This window comes from Nocardioides sp. YR527 (assembly GCF_900101045.1).
In the GTDB taxonomy this organism is placed as follows: domain Bacteria; phylum Actinomycetota; class Actinomycetes; order Propionibacteriales; family Nocardioidaceae; genus Nocardioides.
The window spans coordinates 309,742-327,032 of sequence record NZ_FNFN01000001.1; the positions used below are offsets into that span (position 1 = coordinate 309,742).

15 protein-coding genes are annotated in these 17,291 nt (G+C 71.7%); 9 read left to right on the forward strand and 6 right to left on the reverse strand.

All coding sequences use genetic code 11. The annotated features are described in order from the left end of the window. Window positions 1-56 precede the first annotated feature (56 nt). From BLT25_RS01455 to BLT25_RS01465, 3 genes are read left to right on the forward strand one after another with little or no spacing between them, the layout of a single operon-like run. A complete protein-coding gene (locus BLT25_RS01455; RefSeq protein ID WP_091041196.1) occupies window positions 57-848 on the forward strand; it encodes an ABC transporter ATP-binding protein in 792 nt (263 codons plus the stop codon). Next, window positions 845-2,728 carry an FtsX-like permease family protein gene (locus BLT25_RS01460; RefSeq protein WP_091041197.1) on the forward strand — a complete coding sequence of 628 codons (1,884 nt, stop codon included), beginning with the start codon at window positions 845-847 and terminating at the stop codon, window positions 2,726-2,728. Before BLT25_RS01455 ends, BLT25_RS01460 begins: the two co-directional genes overlap by 4 nt. 39 nt (window positions 2,729-2,767) lie before the next feature. After that, on the forward strand, window positions 2,768-3,310 hold the full coding sequence (locus BLT25_RS01465; protein WP_091041199.1) for an HIT family protein: 543 nt from the start codon (window positions 2,768-2,770) through the stop codon (window positions 3,308-3,310). Window positions 3,311-3,326: 16 nt separating this feature from the next. Here BLT25_RS01465 and BLT25_RS01470 read toward each other — a convergent pair whose 3' ends face one another. From BLT25_RS01470 to BLT25_RS01485, 4 genes are read right to left on the reverse strand one after another with little or no spacing between them, the layout of a single operon-like run. Beyond that, window positions 3,327-4,721, reverse strand: a complete 1,395-nt coding sequence (locus tag BLT25_RS01470; RefSeq protein WP_091041200.1) for a GntP family permease — start codon at window positions 4,719-4,721, stop codon at window positions 3,327-3,329. Window positions 4,722-4,755: 34 nt separating this feature from the next. Next, window positions 4,756-5,394, reverse strand: coding sequence for a bifunctional 4-hydroxy-2-oxoglutarate aldolase/2-dehydro-3-deoxy-phosphogluconate aldolase (locus BLT25_RS01475; RefSeq protein WP_091041201.1), 639 nt, complete (start codon window positions 5,392-5,394; stop codon window positions 4,756-4,758). Then, window positions 5,391-7,001 (reverse strand): N-acyl-D-amino-acid deacylase family protein, encoded by a 1,611-nt coding sequence (locus BLT25_RS01480; protein WP_091041203.1) that lies wholly within the window; start codon window positions 6,999-7,001, stop codon window positions 5,391-5,393. Before BLT25_RS01480 ends, BLT25_RS01475 begins: the two co-directional genes overlap by 4 nt. A gap of 13 nt (window positions 7,002-7,014) precedes the next feature. Beyond that, on the reverse strand, window positions 7,015-8,346 hold the full coding sequence (locus BLT25_RS01485) for a type III PLP-dependent enzyme domain-containing protein (RefSeq protein WP_091041204.1): 1,332 nt from the start codon (window positions 8,344-8,346) through the stop codon (window positions 7,015-7,017). Between the two features lie 125 nt (window positions 8,347-8,471). Here BLT25_RS01485 and BLT25_RS01490 point away from each other — a divergent pair, with 125 nt between their 5' ends. From BLT25_RS01490 to BLT25_RS01500, 3 genes are read left to right on the forward strand one after another with little or no spacing between them, the layout of a single operon-like run. Beyond that, window positions 8,472-9,497 (forward strand): sugar kinase, encoded by a 1,026-nt coding sequence (locus tag BLT25_RS01490; RefSeq protein ID WP_256328399.1) that lies wholly within the window; start codon window positions 8,472-8,474, stop codon window positions 9,495-9,497. Continuing rightward, entirely contained in the window at window positions 9,494-10,243 is a 750-nt protein-coding gene (locus tag BLT25_RS01495) for an IclR family transcriptional regulator (protein WP_091041206.1), read from the forward strand. The genes BLT25_RS01490 and BLT25_RS01495 overlap by 4 nt, the downstream gene beginning before the upstream one ends. A gap of 20 nt (window positions 10,244-10,263) precedes the next feature. After that, window positions 10,264-10,668 carry a RidA family protein gene (locus BLT25_RS01500; protein ID WP_091041207.1) on the forward strand — a complete coding sequence of 135 codons (405 nt, stop codon included), beginning with the start codon at window positions 10,264-10,266 and terminating at the stop codon, window positions 10,666-10,668. Here the strand turns inward: BLT25_RS01500 and BLT25_RS01505 are convergent. Next, entirely contained in the window at window positions 10,665-12,839 is a 2,175-nt protein-coding gene (locus BLT25_RS01505; protein ID WP_091041209.1) for an acyltransferase family protein, read from the reverse strand. The genes BLT25_RS01500 and BLT25_RS01505 overlap by 4 nt on opposite strands. A 191-nt stretch (window positions 12,840-13,030) precedes the next feature. On the opposite strand from BLT25_RS01505, the gene BLT25_RS01510 reads away from it, so the two are divergent. Genes BLT25_RS01510 through BLT25_RS01520 form a run of 3 tightly spaced genes read left to right on the forward strand, consistent with a single transcriptional unit; the run spans window position 13,031 to window position 16,160 of the window. Continuing rightward, a complete protein-coding gene (locus BLT25_RS01510; RefSeq protein WP_091041211.1) occupies window positions 13,031-14,149 on the forward strand; it encodes a sugar ABC transporter substrate-binding protein in 1,119 nt (372 codons plus the stop codon). After that, window positions 14,146-14,895, forward strand: coding sequence for an ATP-binding cassette domain-containing protein (locus tag BLT25_RS01515; protein WP_091041212.1), 750 nt, complete (start codon window positions 14,146-14,148; stop codon window positions 14,893-14,895). Before BLT25_RS01510 ends, BLT25_RS01515 begins: the two co-directional genes overlap by 4 nt. Then, the gene (locus tag BLT25_RS01520) at window positions 14,892-16,160 is read left to right on the forward strand and encodes a sugar ABC transporter permease (protein WP_091041214.1); all 1,269 of its coding nucleotides are present in this window, start codon (window positions 14,892-14,894) and stop codon (window positions 16,158-16,160) included. Before BLT25_RS01515 ends, BLT25_RS01520 begins: the two co-directional genes overlap by 4 nt. Window positions 16,161-16,258: 98 nt before the next feature. On the opposite strand, the gene BLT25_RS01525 is transcribed toward BLT25_RS01520, so the two are convergent. Next, the gene (locus tag BLT25_RS01525) at window positions 16,259-17,287 is read right to left on the reverse strand and encodes a LacI family DNA-binding transcriptional regulator (protein WP_091041215.1); all 1,029 of its coding nucleotides are present in this window, start codon (window positions 17,285-17,287) and stop codon (window positions 16,259-16,261) included. Between the last annotated feature and the right edge of the window lie 4 nt (window positions 17,288-17,291).

Below are 17,291 nucleotides of genomic sequence, written 5' to 3' on the forward strand. Positions count from 1 at the left end.
CCCACCGTGGCGTCCGCGCCCGGGTGTACCCCACGGATGACGCGTTTGCTGGAACCATGACCGCCACCATCCCGGCCGCCGTCCACGCGGCCCGGCCGCCCGGCCCGCCCGCCGTCGTCCTCGACGACGTCACCCGCACCTACCGGTCCCGCTCAGGCAAGGTCGACGCCCTGCGGGGCGTGAGCCACGCCTTCGCCTCCAAGACGTTCACCGCGATCATGGGGCCGTCGGGATCGGGCAAGTCCACGCTGATGCAGATCGCGGCCGGCCTCGACCGGCCCACCCGGGGCCGTGTCCGGGTCGCCGGCACCGACCTGGCCGGCCTGAACCGGACGACCCTGACCAGGCTGCGACGCGAGATGATGGGCTTCGTCTTCCAGCAGTACAATCTGCTCGACGCTCTCACCGCCTACGACAACGTCGCCCTCCCCGCCCGTCTCGCCGGCCGACGTCCGGATCGCGCCGAGGTGATCGCAGCGCTCGATCAGGTCGGTCTGCACGGGCTCGCCAGGAGGCGGCCGCCGGAGCTCTCCGGTGGCCAGCAGCAGCGCGTGGCCATCGCGCGTGCGCTGCACGCCCGGCCCGCGGTGCTCTTCGCCGACGAGCCCACCGGTGCCCTGGACCGCCACGCCGGCCGCGACGTGCTCGAGCTGCTGCGGAACCTCGTCGACGCGCCGGTGACCCACGGGGTGGCGCAGACGGTCGTGATGGTCACCCACGACCCGCTCGCCGCCTCGTACGCCGACAGCGTGCTGTTCCTCGCCGACGGCCGGGTCGTGGGGCAGATGGAGCGCAGCGACCCCGCCCGGATCGGCGCGCGCATGGCCGAGCTGGAGCCTGTTCGATGAGCTTGGTCTCGCTGGCCGCGCACAGCCTGAAGAGCCTGCGTCAGTCCTGGCCCCCGTACGCCGGTGCCGCCGTCGCCCTCGCCGGCGGCATCGCCCTGATCACCCTCGCCACCAACATGCTGGGAGCGCTCGGCACCGCCACCGACGGGCTGGATCCGCAGACCCGGACGCAGATCGACGACCTGGGGTCGCTGTTCGGCATCATGGCCGGGATCTCGCTCTTCCTGGCGCTCTTCGTGGTCTCCTCGACCTTCGGGTTCGTGGTGGCCACCCGGCGCCGCGAGCTCGGCCTGCTCCGCCTGCTCGGTGCCACCCCGCGCCAGGTGCGGACCCTGCTGCTCGGAGAGGCGCTCGCGGTCGCGGCGCTCGGCACCGTCGCCGGCTGCCTGCTCGGCACTGCCGTGACGGTGCCGGTGCTGCGCATCCTGCACCAGGCCGGTGTCACGCCGGTCCTGCTCGTGATGCCGAGCCAGGGCACCGGATGGGCGATCGCCGCCTCCTGCGGTGTCGGCGTCGCCCTGGTCGGTGCCTGGCGCGCGGGCGCCCGGGCCGGACGTACGCAGCCGGTCGAGGCGCTCCGCGACGCGGTCCTCGAGCGACGACGGCCCACGGTGGTCCAGGGGCTGGTCGCGCTCACCGCGGCCGGCGCGCTGGTCGCGACCGCCGTGCTCGCTCCCGAGATGCCGCTGCTGTTCGCCCTGCTCGTGGGCATGTTCCTGCCGATCGTCGCCGTGATCGGCGCCAACGCGGTGGGCGGCCTGCTCTACACCGAGCTCGCGGCGTACGCCGGTGCCACGGTGGCGGGACGGGACCCGGCGGCCCACCTGGCTCGCGACCTCGCCCGTACCAGCAGCCGGATGACCGCCGCGGTGGCGGCGCCGGTGGTGGCCATCATGGCGGTGGCCGGCTCGATGGTGCTCGCGGTCGGGGCGACCGCAGACTGGAGCGAGGGCGCCGACCGGGCCGCGCTCAGGTCGGAGCTGGTCGTCGAGCAGGCGGAGCGCCCCGAGCGGATCCGGGACGTGCCCGGGGTGGGTGTGAGCGACGTCCGCCGCACGGCGCAGGTCGGGTTCGGGGGCGGTCCCGAGGACGTCGAGGTCGTCGATGTCTCCAGCGCTGCCGCGACGCGCAGCCTGCAGGCGACGCGGGGGAGCCTCGCCGACCTGCACGGACGGGCGATGGCGGTCACCGCCTCCTACGTCACCGACCTCGGCGGCCGGGTCGGCCAGACCCGCCGGATGCGCATCGACGGCCGGGCCGTCAAGGTGCGCCTGGTCGCCGTCGTCCCCGACGCCCCGAACCTGTGGAGCGACATCATCGTGCCCGACGACCTGCCCCGCATCGACCGGGTCGCCCGCGAGACCGGAACGGTCTTCGTGCGCACCGACGCCGGCGCGGACCTCGCCGGGACCGCACGGTCGATCCGGGACACCGGAGCCGAGGTGAGCACCGGCAAGGAGTGGGTCGGTGCCGTCTCGGCCGAGGCGCGCGAGATGAACACGGTCGTGCTGTGGGTGATGCTCGGCCCGGCCGGGGTCTACGCCGCGATCGCGGCCGTCAACGCGGTCCTGATCGGGGCGAGCCAGCGCCGCCGCCAGACGGCCACCGCCCGGCTCGTCGGCGCCACCCCGGCCCAGGTACGCCGCACCGCGCTCTGGGAGACGGTCTTCACCGGCGCCGGCGCTCTGCTGGTCGGCGGCGCGGTCACCGGATTCACCGGCTGGCTGTTGCGGCAGGCGGTGGTGCGCGACGTGCCCGAGGCGCCGCTGACGTTCCCCTGGCAGGCCCTGTCCGGGATCACCGCGGCCTGCCTGGTGGTGCTGCTCGCGGCCGCCGTCGCCGGGGCGTACGCGCTGCGGGGTGGGGAAGCGGCCGAATAAGCCTGTGAGGAGTTAAGTAGTGTTTGCCGCGTGACAGAGATGGACGGCGTACTCACCCAGGACGGCATCGGCGAGGGCGACGGTCTGGAGCGGCTGTGGACCCCCTACCGGATGGCCTACATCCGCGGCGAGAACAAGCCCACCGACCCCTCGGAGACGAAGTGCCCGTTCTGTCGGGTGCCGACCCTCGAGGATGCCGAGGGGCTGGTCGTCCACCGTGGCGAGACCTGCTTCGTGGTGCTCAACCTCTACCCGTACGCTCCGGGCCACATGATGGTGTGCCCCTATCGCCACATCGCCGGCTACGTCGAGACCACCGACGAGGAGGCGGCCGAGATGGCGGTGCTGACCAAGCAGGCCGTACGCACCCTCGCCGACGTCTCGCGGGCCGAGGGCTTCAACATCGGGATGAACCAGGGCACCGCGGGCGGCGCCGGCATCGCCGCCCACCTGCACCAGCACATCGTGCCCCGGTGGGTCGGCGACCAGAACTTCATGCCGATCATCGGCCGCACCAAGACCCTGCCGCAGCTGCTGACCGACACCCGCGCCCTGCTCGCGCAGGCGTGGGCGTCGGCCTAGCAGGTCGACCTGGGGCTCAGACGATCGCCCAGGCCACGGCGGCGGCCGCGAAGCCGACGATCGAGAGCACCGTCTCCAGGACGGTCCAGGTCGCCAGCGTCTGCTTCACGGTCATGTTGAAGTAGCGAGACACGATCCAGAAGCCACCGTCGTTGACGTGGCTGAGGATGATCGAGCCGGCGGCGATCGCGACGGCGATCACGGCGAGCTCGGGCTGCGAGTAGCCGGTGCCGAGGGTCGGCGCGATGATGCCGCCGGTGGTCACGATCGCCACGGTCGCGGAGCCCTGGGCGATCCGGAGCGCGCAGGAGATGACGTAGGCCAGCAGCAGGATCGGCAGGCCGGCGTCGGAGAGCACCTCGGCGAGCGCGGCGCCCACTCCGGTCGCGGAGATCACCGCGCCGAAGAAGGCGCCGGCGCCAACGACGAGCAGGATCATGCCGACCGGCCGCAGCGAGGCGCCGGTGAACTCCGAGATCTCCTCGAGGCTCATCCCGCGCCGCAGGCCGAGCAGCCAGAAGGCCAGGAGCACGGCGATCGTGAGCGCGATCGCCGGGTTGCCGAAGAAGGTGAGCACATTCAGCAGCCGGCCCGGGTCGAGCAGCATCGTGCCGAACGTCGCGCCGAGGATCAGGACCAGCGGCACCGCGATCACCCCGAGGACGAGAGCGAGCGAGACCGGAGCCGCGTGCGTCCTGGCCTGATCCTGCTCCGCCTCGGTCTCGGCGACCAGGAACTCGTCGGGCACCGAGACCTGGACGCGCGGCGCGATCCACATCGGGAAGAGGATCCCGGCGGCGGCGAACGCGGGCAGGCCGCACAGCAGGCCCATGATGATCAGCCAGCCGAGGTCGACGCCGAGAAGACCGCCCAGCGCCGTCGGGCCGGGGTGGGGCGGCAGGAACGCGTGGGTCATCGACAGACCCGCCAGGACGGGGAGGGCGTAGAGGACGAGCGACTTGCCGCCGCGGTGAGCGGCGACGTAGACCAGCGGCGCGAGCACGAAGATGCCGATGTCGAAGAAGACCGGGATGCCGAAGATCAGGCCGACCAGGCCCATCGCGGCCGGGGTGCCGCGCTCGCCGAAGAGGCCGATCAGCCTCGAGGCGAGCACGTCGGCGCCGCCGGAGCGCTCGAGCAGCGACCCCAGCACGGTGCCGAGACCGATGATGAGCGCGATGTGGCCGAGTACGCCGCCGAAGCCGGTCTCGATGAGCGACTCCTTCGCGGAGAGGGCGGAGCCCACCATCTGCTCGACGGACAGGCCTGCGGCGACGGCGAGCCCGATGCCGCTGATGAAGAGCGCGATGAAGGGTTCGAGCTTGACCTTGATGATCAAGAGGAGGAGCACGGCGATCGCCGCGGCGCAGAGCAGCAGCAGGCCGGTCGTGCTTGTCTGGAGCCAATGCATGGTTGGTTCTCCCGTGTGAGGGTGGGGGATGGATTCAGCGCAGAGCTGCACGGAACCGGGCGGCGTTGGTGGTGATCTGCTCCCACCGGGCCTCGTCGACGTCGGCGGGCTGAACCACCGACGTCCCGGCGGTCACGGCGAGGGCGCCGGCCCGCAGGAACTCCGCGGCGTTGTCTTCGTCGACTCCGCCGGAAGGGATCAGGGCGACCTCGGGGAACGGTCCACGCAGGTCGGAGAGGTGGTGCGGGCCGACGGCCCGGGCCGGGAAGATCTTGACCGCGTCGGCACCGAGCGCGGTCGCGGCGAGCACCTCGGTCGGGGTGAGCGCGCCGAGGACGACGGCCGCACCCGCGGCGTGACCCTGCGCCACGATCTCGGCCGCCTCCGGCGGCAGGCCGGGCGTCACCAGGAACCGGGCGCCGGCCGCGAGCGCCGAGCGGGCCTGGTCGGCGGTGACCACCGTCCCGGCGCCGACGACGATGTCGTCGTCAGCGCGAGCAGCGACGTCGGCGAGCAGGTCGGTCAGACCCGGTGTCGTGTAGGTCAGCTCGACAGTCCGGATGCCCCCGGCGGCCAGCGCGTGGCAGAGCGCGACGGGATCCTCGATCCGCGAGGCGCGTACGACGACGAGCGCCTGGTCGGCCCGGAGCGTCTCGATCACGGGGTGGCTCATCGGGGGCGGGTCCCTTCGTCGGTGCGGCGCAGCGCCCTTCCGGGCAGTGCGGCGGTGCGGTGGCCGTCCTCGATGACGGCGGTGCCGTTGACAAGCACCCAGTCGATGCCGCGCGCCTGCTGGCGCGGCTGCTCGAACGTGGCGGTGTCCTGGACGGTGTCGGGGTCGAGCAGCACCAGGTCGGCGGCGTACCCCTCCCGGACGAGGCCACGCTCGTGCAGCCCGAGCCTGGCCGCCGGGCGGCCGGTGAGGTGGTGGACGCAGTCGACCAGGTCGAGGACCCCGAGGTCGCGTACGTAGCGGGCGAGGTAGCGGGGGAAGGTGCCCCAGGCGCGCGGGTGCGGGCGCTCGCCGACGAGGATCGCGTCGCTGCCGCCGCAGTGGGTGCGGTGCCGCATGATCGTCTGCACGTTCTCCTCGTGGCCGACGTGCTGGAGGATCGTGGTGGCCAGCCGGTCGCGGACGAGCAGGTCGAAGAAGACGTCCGTGGCCACCTGACCGGTCTCCTCGGCGATCTCGGCGACGGTGCGGCCGACGTGGCCGGACAGCTCCGGGTTGCGTACGCCGCTGATCTGGATCGTGCGCCAGTCGGTGACGCAGCCGTGGCAGCCGTCGGTGCCGACGTGGTCGAGCTCGTGCGCGATCCGGGCGCGGTCGCCGGGGTCCACGATCCGCGCGAGCAGGGCATCGGGGCCACCGGAGGTCGACCAGCTGGGCAGCACGGCGCTGAGCGTGGTCGCGCCCGGCAGGTAGGGGTAGGTGTCGAGGGTGATGTCGACCCCGTCGGCCAGGGCCGCGTCGATGAGGTCGACGAGGTCGCCGGCCCGCCCGCGGTTGGGGTCGAAGTTCATCGTCGCGTGGGTGAGGTGGAGGGCGCACCCGGAGGCCCTGGACACGGCGATCATCTCGGCGTACGCCTCCAGCGCACCGGCCCCGTAGGAGCGGTGGTGCGGGCTGTAGTAGCCGCCCGCATCGGCGACGACCCGGCACAGGGTGGCCAGCTCCGCGTCGTCGGCGAACATGCTCGGCGGGTAGGTCAGGCCGCTGCTCATCCCCACCGCGCCCTCCTCGAGACCGACCCGGAGCAGCCGCGCCATCTCGGCGATCTCGGCGGTGGTCGCCGGCCGGTTGTCCGGACCGACGACCATGAGCCGCAGGGTCCCCTGCGGAACGAGGTACGCCGCGTTGCACGCGATCCCGCGGTCGAGCCGGTCCAGGTAGCCGGCGACGGTGTCCCAGTCGAAGTCGAAGTCGTCGGGCTCGCCGTTCCACCCCGCGATCTGCCGGCGCAGGTGGGCTCGCGTGGCTGGGTCGGCGGGCGCGAAGGAGAGGCCGTCCTGCCCGACGACCTCGAGGGTGACGCCCTGGCTCACCTTGGCGGTGTGGTCGGGGTTGACCAGGATCTGCAGGTCCGAGTGCGCGTGCATGTCGATGAACCCCGGGGTCAGCGCCCGCCCGGCGGCATCGACGGTGCGCCGTGCGGCCGGCGCCTGAGCACCGGTGTGGATGCCCGTGATCCGCCCGGCGTCGATGCTGACGTGGGCGTGGAACGCCGGGGCTCCGCTGCCGTCGATGACGGTCGCGTCGCGGATGAGGAGGTCGGTCATGGTGGGTCCTCTCTCAGAACCAGGTGCGCACGAGGTCGACGACGAGCGGGTCGTCGGCGTCGGCGTCGTCGAGGACCGGGACCAGGCTCCACTTGTCGAAGGCGGTGCACGGGTGCGAGAGCCCGAGGCGGAGCTCGTCGCCGATCAGGACGGGTGCCTCGGTGTCGGGGTCCCACCGGAGGAAGCCGTGCTGGTCGTTGAGCGCGGTCACCTCGACGCCGGTGAGGGGGGTCGCGGGGGAGCCGGTCTCGCGCACCCGAAGGAGCTGGACCTCGGGCAGGCCCTCGTCGAAGGGCAGGTCGCGCTTGCCCGCGTCGAAGAGCGCGAGTCCCGGCTCCGGCTGTGAGGAGATCCGCACCCAGCCGTGGAGGGCGCTGCGCAGGCCCGGACCGGTGGTCCGCGGTGAGCTGCCGAGGGGCGAGATGGTGCGGTAGAACCCGTCGTCGTGGGTGATGTAGGCGCCGCTGCGCAGCACCACACGGGCCTCCTCGTCGGCCACCAGCGGCGCGAGCGCGTCGGCCACCTGCTCGAAGTAGGCGCTGCCGCCGGCGCTGACCACCGGCGTCCGGCCGGCGGGCAGCAGGCCGGAGATCCGCCGGTGCAGGGAGACCAGGCTGTCGACGTACGCATGGACGACGCCGAGCGCGGCCGCGTCGGTGGTGTGGGCGAGGGCGCCCTCGTAGCCGGTGACGCCGGCGAGCTCGAGGTGGGGCGAGGCGGCGATCGCCTCGGCGACGGCGACGGCGGTCGCCTCGTCCCGGGCGCCGGTGCGGCCGCCCGCGGCTCCGCGCTCGACCAGGACGGCCAGCGGGCGTCGGGTGCCGACCTGCGCGGCATGGGCCGCGAGCGCGTCGTGCATCAGGGCCACCGTGCGTGGCGAGTCGGCCCATACCAGGACCTCCAGGCCGGGTTCCTCGGTGATCTGGTCGGAGATCCAGCGCAGTGTGAGCGGCGAGACGATCGCGTTGGCCACGATCACCCGGGAGAGGCCGAAGGCGCGGGCGATGGCGAGCTGGGGGAGGTTCGCCACGGTGATCGCCCAGGCGCCGGCGGCGAGCTGCTCGGCCCACAGCTGCGGAGCCATCGTCGTCTTGCCGTGCGGAGCCAGGGCGATGCCGCGCTCCGCGCACCAGGCGGCCAGCACGTCACGGTTGTGGCTCATCGCGACCCGCGAGAGGGAGAGCACGGGCGTGGGCAGCTGCGAGAGCCGCGGCGCCGCCTCGAGCACCTCGGTGACTGTACGTCCCCACAGCGCGGGTGGGATCGCCTTGTGGCGCCAGTCGACCCGCTCCTCGCGCAGTGCCGCGACGGCCGTCGTGTCGATGTGGGCTGCCGGGTGATCCATGGCCCGTCCTTCCTTCGTTGCACATTATGCAACAGTGATTGCGTAATTCGATTCGTTAGTTGTAGCATCGGCCACACCGGGCGTCAACGGCTCGGCGGAGAACCAACAGGGGAGGAGCTCCATCCGTGGGCAGTAGCGGAGACGTGCGAGTGGTCTGTCTCGGGGAGGCGATGGTCGTGCTGCGTCCGGAGGGCGACCAGTCGCTCGCCGCGGCGACGACCCTGCGCCGTTCGGTCGGTGGCGCCGAGGCCAACGTGGCCGGAGCCCTGACCGCGCTCGGGGTGCGGACCGCCTGGGTCTCGCGGCTCGGCCAGGACCCGTTCGGCGACGTCGTGACCGAGGACCTGGTCGCCCGCGACGTGGACGTCGAGGCAGAGCGCGATCCCGAGCGGCCCACAGGGCTCTACCTGAAGGAGCCCGCCCCCGGCGGCAGCCGCATGCACTACTACCGGGCAGGCTCCGCGGCGGCCGCGATGGACGCCGATCTGCTCGATCGCCCCGAGGTCGCGCGAGTGCTGGCCACGGCCGAGGTCGTGCACACCTCCGGCATCACCCTCGGAATCCTCGAGGAGGGTTCGGCGCTGGTCGCCCGCCTGCTGGCGTTGCGTGACGAGCTCGGCTTCCTGCTCAGCGTCGACCTCAACTGGCGTCCGGCGCTATGGGCCGGCCGCGACACCACGCCCCTGCTCGATCTGCTCCGGGCGGCCGACGTCGTCCTGCTCGGCGCCGACGAGGCTCGCGCGGCGCTCGGCGCGGACACCCCTGAGGACCTGCGTGAGCTCGTGGGCCAGCGGCCGCGGCTCGTGATCAAGGCCGACTCGCACGCCGCTGGAGAGCACGACCCGGACGGGCGCACGACCGAGGTGTCCGCTCTCCGCGTCGATGTCGTGGAGCCGGTGGGCGCCGGTGACGGCTTCGCGGCCGGCTATCTCGCCGCACTCGTCGACGGCGCCGGTCCGGTGGGCCGACTGCGCCAGGGTCACCTGGTCGCCGCGGGCGTGCTGGCCGTGGCCGGTGACCATGCGACACCGCCACCCGAGGACGTACGTTCGCGGCTGCTGGAGTGCTCCGAGAGCGACTGGGCCGCGACCCGGGTCAGCGCCCCCGGCATCGACTCCCCGGCGCTCGCGGTGCGGGAGGGGATCCGATGAGCCAGAGTCTCTCCCGCGCGCTGCAGATCCTCATCGAGCTCGGTGAGGGCGAGCGTTCGCTCGACCAGGTGGCCGCCAGCCTCGAGGTCCACAAGACCACCGCGATGCGGCTGCTGCACACCCTGGAGGCCGACCGCTTCGTACGCCGCGACGACCGCCAGCGCTACCACCTCGGCTCCCGGCTGTTCGCGCTCGGCGGCGCCGCGCTCGCCCAGCACGCGATCCGCGACGTGGCCCAGCCCCACCTGGCCCGGCTCGCGGCCGAGACGGGCGGCCAGGCCGTCCACCTGGCTGCGTACGAGAACGGCACGGCCATCTATCTGGCCAAGGTGGAGAGCACCCACGCCGTGCGGATGTACTCCCGCGTCGGTCTGCCCGCCGCGCTGCACGCGACCGCGGTCGGCAAGGTGCTGGTCGCCGACCTGCCGCCGGGGGAGCGCGACGCCGTGATCGCGGGCATCGAGTTCCGGCCCTTCACCAGCCGCACCATCGCCGACGCGGCGGGTTACCGCGAGGTGCTCGCCCGCACGCGCGAGCAGGGCTGGGCCGAGGACGCCGCCGAGCACGAGGACTTCATCAACTGCGTCGGGGCGCCCGTACGCGACGAGGCCGGGCGCGTGGTCGCCGCGGTCTCCGTCTCCGTGCCCGACGTCATCCTGCCCCGCGAGGGGGTGCGCGCCCTGGTGCCGCAGCTCCTCGCCGCCACTGAAGCGATCTCCGCCGACTGGGCCGGCCGGAGCTCATGACACCACCCGAGAGGAACCACATGTCCGACATTTGCATCTCCACCGACCAGGCCCCTGCCCCCGCGCACACCTTCTCCCAGGGGGTCGTCCGCGGCGGCCTGATCCAGGTCTCCGGCCAGGGCCCGGTCGACCCCGCCACGAACGAGTACCTGTTCCCCGGCGACGTGAAAGCCCAGACCGTCCGCACCTTGGCGAACGTCGAGGCCATCTTGGCCGCCGCCGGCGCGGGCTTCGAGGACGTACTCATGCTCCGGGTCTACCTGACCACCCGCGACGACTTCGCCGCGATGAACGAGGCCTACGGCGAGTTCATCGGCTCGCGGGTCGCCGAGGGCGGCATCCTCCCGTGCCGCACCACCGTGATGACCGGCCTGCCGCGTGAGGAGATGCTCGTCGAGATCGACGCGCTCGCCGTGGCCCGTTAGCCGATGACCCGGGCGAGCTCCCGGCTGAGGTAGGGCGCCAGGGTGCGGGCGTAGCGCGAGGTGATGTGGTTGCCGTCGCGGTAGACGATGACGTTGCCGATCACCGCCGGGCAGACCTCGTCCCCGCAGAACAGGCGGGTCAGGTCGACCAGGTGCGCGTTGGGATCGCGCGGGACCGCGTCACGGTGCGGGTCCTCGACGAGTACGTCGGTGCGCGGCCGCCCGCACGCCTCGCCCGCGGTCTCGGGGGAGTGCCGCTGGATACAGCCCAGCGTGGTGCGGAGGTAGGCGGCGTTGTCGGGCTCGAACATCGGGTTGTCGACGAGCGCGATCACCGGGACCCGCTTCGAGGGCCGGTGGCTCCAGGCCTCGACCAGACCGTTGACCGTGGACTCGTACGGCGTCTCGCCGGCCAGCGGCTGGGTCGTCTTGCGGGCCGAGTGGGTCACGATGATCGCGTCGAGGTCGTGTTGTTCGGGGGCGCGCAGGTAGGCCTCGAGCTGCCGGTTCCACTCCGCGCAGGCGGGGCGGTTGTCGGAGATGTTCTGCCCGAGCGGCCGGGTGTTCCAGTGGCAGGCGGCGCGGGCGGCGACGTCGATGCGCCAGTTGCGCTGGTCGCCGATCAGGTCGAGCGCGCCGACCGGGGCGACCGCATGGGAGTCGCCGACCATCAGCAGCCGCTTCTGGTAGCCCTCGACCGTCCCGTTCGGACAGGCGGTGAAGCGCACCGGACGCTCCTCGAAGGACCAGCACTCGCCCCGGTTCTCGTCGTCCGCGCCGATCGCGGCCACCGCCGGGATCAGCTGGCCGCGCAGGTCGGGGTTGCGGCACGAGCCTTCCGCGGAGCTCACCTCCAGCGCGGACGCACCGAGACACTCGGTCGTGAACGGGTCGGCGGTGGCGAGCCGGGCCGCCGCCGCGATCGCCCTGTCCTCCGAGTGGTCGATCGCGGCAAGCCCGCTCCAGCCGGCCCCGACCGCGACCACGAGGGCGGCCAGGGTGGCGACCAGGGCTCGTGGACCGCCGGGTCTGATGACGTACGTCTGGACCTGGCGGGTGACGAGGCGGTTGGTCGCCCAGGCGAGCAGGATCGAGACGATCAGCACGCCGGCGGCCGAAGCGATGGTGAGCCGCTCCTCGCCGCTGTAGTAGAGCCAGGCGATCAGCAGCGGCCAGTGCCACAGGTAGAGCTCGTAGGAGATGTCGGCGACGAACCGCAGTGGAGGTGTCTCCAGCAGGCGCCGCGGCCCACGCGGTGACGGGGTGGAGCCGACCATCACCAGCAGCGCCCCCGCGACCGGCCACAGGGCCGGCGGCCCCGGGAAGTGGTCGGCGCCGTCCATCACGAAACCGCAGGTCACGACCAGGGCGAGCCCGGTCCACGCGGCGTACGGCTTGATCGTCTCGGGCAGGCTCAGGCGCCGCAGAGCGAGCGCGGCCAGGGCGCCGGCGGCGATCTCCCAGAAGCGGGTGAGGGAGTTGAAGTACGCGGCCGCCTGGTCGGTCCCGGAGACCTTGATCGCGTAGGCGAAGGAGAGCGTGAAAGCCACCGTGGTCAGCACGAACAGCACCCGCGCGAGGCTGAGCCGCCCGCGCAGTCGGCCGCGGGCCACCACGCGGAGGGCCAGGGCGAGCCCGACGACCACCAGCGGCCACAGCAGGAAGAACTGCCCCTGCACCGCGAGCGACCAGAAGTGCTGCACCGGCGTCGAGGACGGCCCGGCGGCGCCGTAGGAGAGCTGGCTGGCGATGAGCTCCCAGTTGAGCGTGTACGTCGCGGCCGCCACGATCTCGCGCGTGGTCTGCGCCCACAGCGTCTGCGGCATGAAGGCCACCATCAGCGCCGCCGTCGCGGCCAGCACGATCAGCGCCGGCGCGGCGAGCCGCGCGAACGTACGTCCGTAGTGCTCGCCCAGCCTCACCTGGTTGCGTTCGGCCCTGCCCACCAGCGACCGGGTGGCGAGGAAGCCGGAGATCACCAGGAAGACGTCGATCCCGCCCGAGACCCGGCCGTTGCCGAAGAGATGGAAGGCGACCACGAGCGCCAGGGCGATGCCGCGCAGGCCGTGGATCTCGCTGATGTGTCCAGAGGTGTGCCCAGATTTGGGGCTGTTGGGATCGCTGTCGGCCCGGCTGGTCGTGGGCGTGCGGAAATCCAAGATGGCGGTCACGTGATCGCTGTTCTAGTGGGCGTTGACGGGTGGGAGCCGTCGCACCGTAACGAGCAGCGGTGACGTGAAGGCGTACGGCCGTTATCAATCCGCCGTCGAGATCTCCTCAGAACCGCTTCATATCGCTGCTGAAGGAGATAGGTTGCACCCCGACGTGACATAGATCACACCCAGGACTGAGGAGTTCGACGATGAACACGCACAAGATCGGCCGCCTGATGGCGGTCGCAGCGGTGGCGACCCTGTCGACCGCATCGCTCGTGGCATGTGGAGGCTCGGATGACGATGGCGACTCGGGAGACTCGGGCGGCACCGACGTCGGAGTGATCCTGCCCGACGCGACCACGTCTCCCCGATGGGAGTCCCAGGACCGGCCCAACCTCGAGAAGGCGTTCGCCGATGCCGGCCTCGAGGCCACGATCCAGAACGCCCAGGGCGACACCGCGAAGTTCGGTCAGCTGTGCGACAGCATGATCAACGAGAACGTCAAGGTCATCATCATCACCAACCTCGACTCCGAGTCGGGCGCGGCCTGCCTGAAGAAGGCGGCGGACGCGGGCGTGACGAGCATCGACTACGACCGGCTGACGCTCAACGGCGGCGCCTCCTACTACGTCTCCTTCGACAACGTGAAGGTCGGCGAGCTGATGGGCGCAGGCCTCGACGCGTGCATCACCGAAGCGGGCAAGACCGGCGGCAACATCGTCTACGTCAACGGCGCGGCCACCGACAACAACGCGGCCCTGTTCAAGTCGGGCTACGAGAAGGCGCTCGAGCCGAAGATCGCCGACGGCACCTACAAGCTCGTCGGTGACCAGTCGGGCGAGTGGGACGCCACCAAGGCCGGTGAGGTCTTCGACCAGATGTACACCGCCAACGACGGAAAGATCGACGGCGTGGTCTCCGCCAACGACACCATGGCCGGCGGCATCATCGCGCGGCTGAAGGCCAACAACGCGCAGGGCAAGATCCCGGTGACCGGCCAGGACGCCTCGGTCGAGGGTCTGCAGAACATCCTGCAGGGCTTCCAGTGCGGCACCGTCTACAAGAACACCGAGCTCGAGGCCAAGGCTGCCTCCGACCTGGCGATCGCGCTGATCGAGGGTGACGAGGACGCCGCCGCGGAGCTGGCCACCGGCTCCGTGGAGGACACCGAGGCAGGCAAGGACGTGCCCTCGGTGCTCGCCGAGCCCGTCTGGGTCACCAAGGAGAGCGTCAAGACGGTCATCGAGGACGGTCAGGCCGACGCCGCCGAGGTGTGCGCCGGCGCGATCGCCGACCTGTGCACCGAGAACGGCGTGCCTCAGTGAGTTCGCTGCTGGAGCTGCACGGCGTCGAGAAGTCCTTCGGCGCCGTGCAGGTCCTGCGCGGAGTGGACCTCTCGGTGCAGGCGGGCCGGGTCACCGCGCTCGTCGGCGACAACGGCGCAGGCAAGAGCACCCTGGTCAAGGGAATGGCCGGGATCCATCTCTTCGACGCCGGTGACTACCTCTTCGAGGGAGAGCCGGTGAAGGTGACCAACCCCAAGGACGCCGCCGCGCTCGGGATCGAGGTCGTCTACCAGGACCTCGCGCTGTGCGACAACCTCGACGTCGTCCACAACATGTTCCTCGGCCGGGAGATGAAACGCCTCCGGCTGGTCGACGAGGACAGCATGGAGCAGCGCGCTCGCGAGACCCTCGACGGTCTCTCGGTGCGTACGCTGAAATCGGTGCGTACGCCGGTGGCCTCCCTCTCCGGTGGCCAGCGCCAGACCGTGGCGATCGCCCGCGCCGTGCTGTGGAACTCGAAGCTGGTCATCCTCGACGAGCCGACCGCGGCTCTCGGCGTGGCGCAGACCGAGCAGGTGCTCCGGCTCGTTCGTCGCCTGGCCGACCGGGGTCTCGGCGTCCTGCTGATCAGCCACAACCTCAACGACGTCTTCGAGGTCGCCGACGACATCGCGGTCCTGTACCTGGGCGGCATGGTCGGGCAGATCGAGGCCGCCTCCACCACGCGCGAGCGGGTGGTGCAGGCGATCACCACGGGCGTCGTTCCCGAGGGAGGTGCGGCATGAGTATCGACACCGATGACCCGACCATCGCTGCGGCACCGGACCCGGAGCCCGACAACTCGCTTGCCGGGATCTTCCGGGCCTACATGGCCAAGCTCAGGGGAGGCGAGGTCGGTTCGCTGCCGGCGGTGCTGGGTCTGATCGCGCTGGTCGTGGTCTTCTCCGCGCTGCGTCCCGAGCAGTTCACCAACTCGTTCAACTTCGCCAACCTGATCGGCCAGTCGGCAGGCGTGACCGTGCTCGCGATGGGCCTGGTCTTCGTGCTGCTGCTGGGCGAGATCGACCTGTCGGCCGGGTTCGCGGGCGGGACGTGCGCCGGGGTGCTCGGGGTGTGCCTGACCCGGCAGGAGTGGCCACTGGTCCCGGCGCTGCTGGCGGCTCTCCTCACCGGGGCGCTGATCGGCCTGCTCATCGGGCTGCTGGTGGCCAGGCTCGGGATCCCGTCGTTCGTGGTCACGCTGGCCGCGTTCCTCGGGCTGCAGGGCGTGCTCCTGACGATGATCGGCGAGGGCGGGACGATCCCCATCCGCAACGACTTCATCAACGGCCTCAACAACTCCAACCTGCCGGTCTGGCTCGGCTGGGTGCTCGGCGTCGTCTGCATCGTGGGCTATGCGGGCTCGACGTACGTCACCGATGCGCGCCGCCGCGCCAAGAACCTCACCGTGCAGCCGATCCTGCTGTGGGCGCTGAAGACCGGGCTGCTGACGGTCGTGGTGCTCGCCGTGGTCGGCTACCTCTCCGTCGAGCGCAGCCGCAACCCGGCGCTGACCTCGCTCAAAGGGGTACCCGTCTCGCTGGTGGTGATCGTGGGGCTGCTGATCATGCTCACGTTCATGCTGACCCGCACCGGCTGGGGCAGGCACGTCTACGCGGTCGGTGGCAACGCCGAGGCGGCACGCAGGGCCGGGATCAACGTGTTCCGGGTGCGCCTGTCGTGCTTCATCCTCTGCTCCACCATGGCGGCGGTCGCCGGCATCATGATCGCCAGCCGGACCAACTCGGTGAACCCGAACACGGGCGGCGAGACGACCCTGCTGTACGCCGTGGGCGCCGCCGTCATCGGCGGCACCTCGCTCTTCGGCGGCAAGGGCCGGGTCATCGACGCCGTCATCGGTGGCACCGTGGTGGCGGTCATCGACAACGGGATGGGCCTGCTCGACCAGCCCCAGGGCACCGTGTGGATGGTCACCGGCCTGGTCCTCCTGGTCGCTGCGAGCGTCGACGCGCTCTCCCGGCGCCGGGCATCGGCTACCGGGCACGTGTAGCGGGGCGTTCCTTCGTCACGGTATGCAGGCGAAGGCGCACATCCCCAGCGGAACTCCGCGCGGGATGTGCGCCTTTCGCTGCATACCCTGCTGAAGGTTCACGCCGGCGGCGCGGTGCTGCTGCGCACGACCAGCTCGGCGGGCAGCCGCAGGTGGCGCTCGGTCTGCTTGCCCTCCAGCAGTTCGAGCAGGAACCCGAGCGCGGCCCGGCCCATCTCGTGGAGCGGCTGGGCGACGGTGGTGAGCGGGGGAGTGGCGTCGCGGGCCTCGGGTACGTTGTCGAAGCCGATCACCGAGAGGTCCTCGGGCACGCGTAGGCCGAGCGAGCCGGCGACCTCGATGACCTTGATCGCGGAGATGTCGTTGGCGGCGAAGATGGCGGTGGGCCGTTCGCTGGCCGGGAGCGAGAGCAGCTCGCGGGCCGGTGCCTCGGCGAGCTCGGGGTGGTAGCCGCCCACCCGGATCAGGTCGGGGGAGACGCTCAGGCCCGCCTCGTAGAGGGCCTCACGGTAGCCCTGCTCACGCAGGCCGGCGGAGCGGAGGTCGGGGCGCCCGCCGAGGAACCCGATGCGCCGGTGGCCGAGCCCGACCAGATGGTCGACGGCGAGCCGGGCGCCGGTGACGTTGTCGGCGTCGACGGTCATCGGGCCGTCCGGTCCGGTGTGGGGGTCGATCGCGACGACCGGGATGGTGGTCTCGTCGGTGATGATCATCGACGGCGTGACCACGATCGCGCCGTCGATCAGGGTGTGACCGAGGCGGGAGAGCGAGCGGCGCTCCCAACCGGTGTGGTTGTGGGCGCCGGTGCGCCCGGCGTGGGCCAACAGCTCATAGCCGGTGCCGTCCAGAGCCGCCGAGATCCCTTTGAGGAGCTCGGCGGAGTAGGGCTCGAACTCGGCCACGAGCACGCCGATGACGCCGGTGGACTTGCGGCGCAGGCTCGAGGCGATCAGCGAGGACTGGTAGCCGAGCTCGTCGATCACCGCGAGGACCTTCTCGCTGGTCGCCTCGCTGACTCCGTAGCGCTCGTTGATCACCTTGGAGACGGTGGCCACCGAGACCCCGGCTTCCCGGGCCACGTCGGTGATCGTGACACGGCGGGGGCGGGGCTGGTCGAGCGTGCTCATGGCT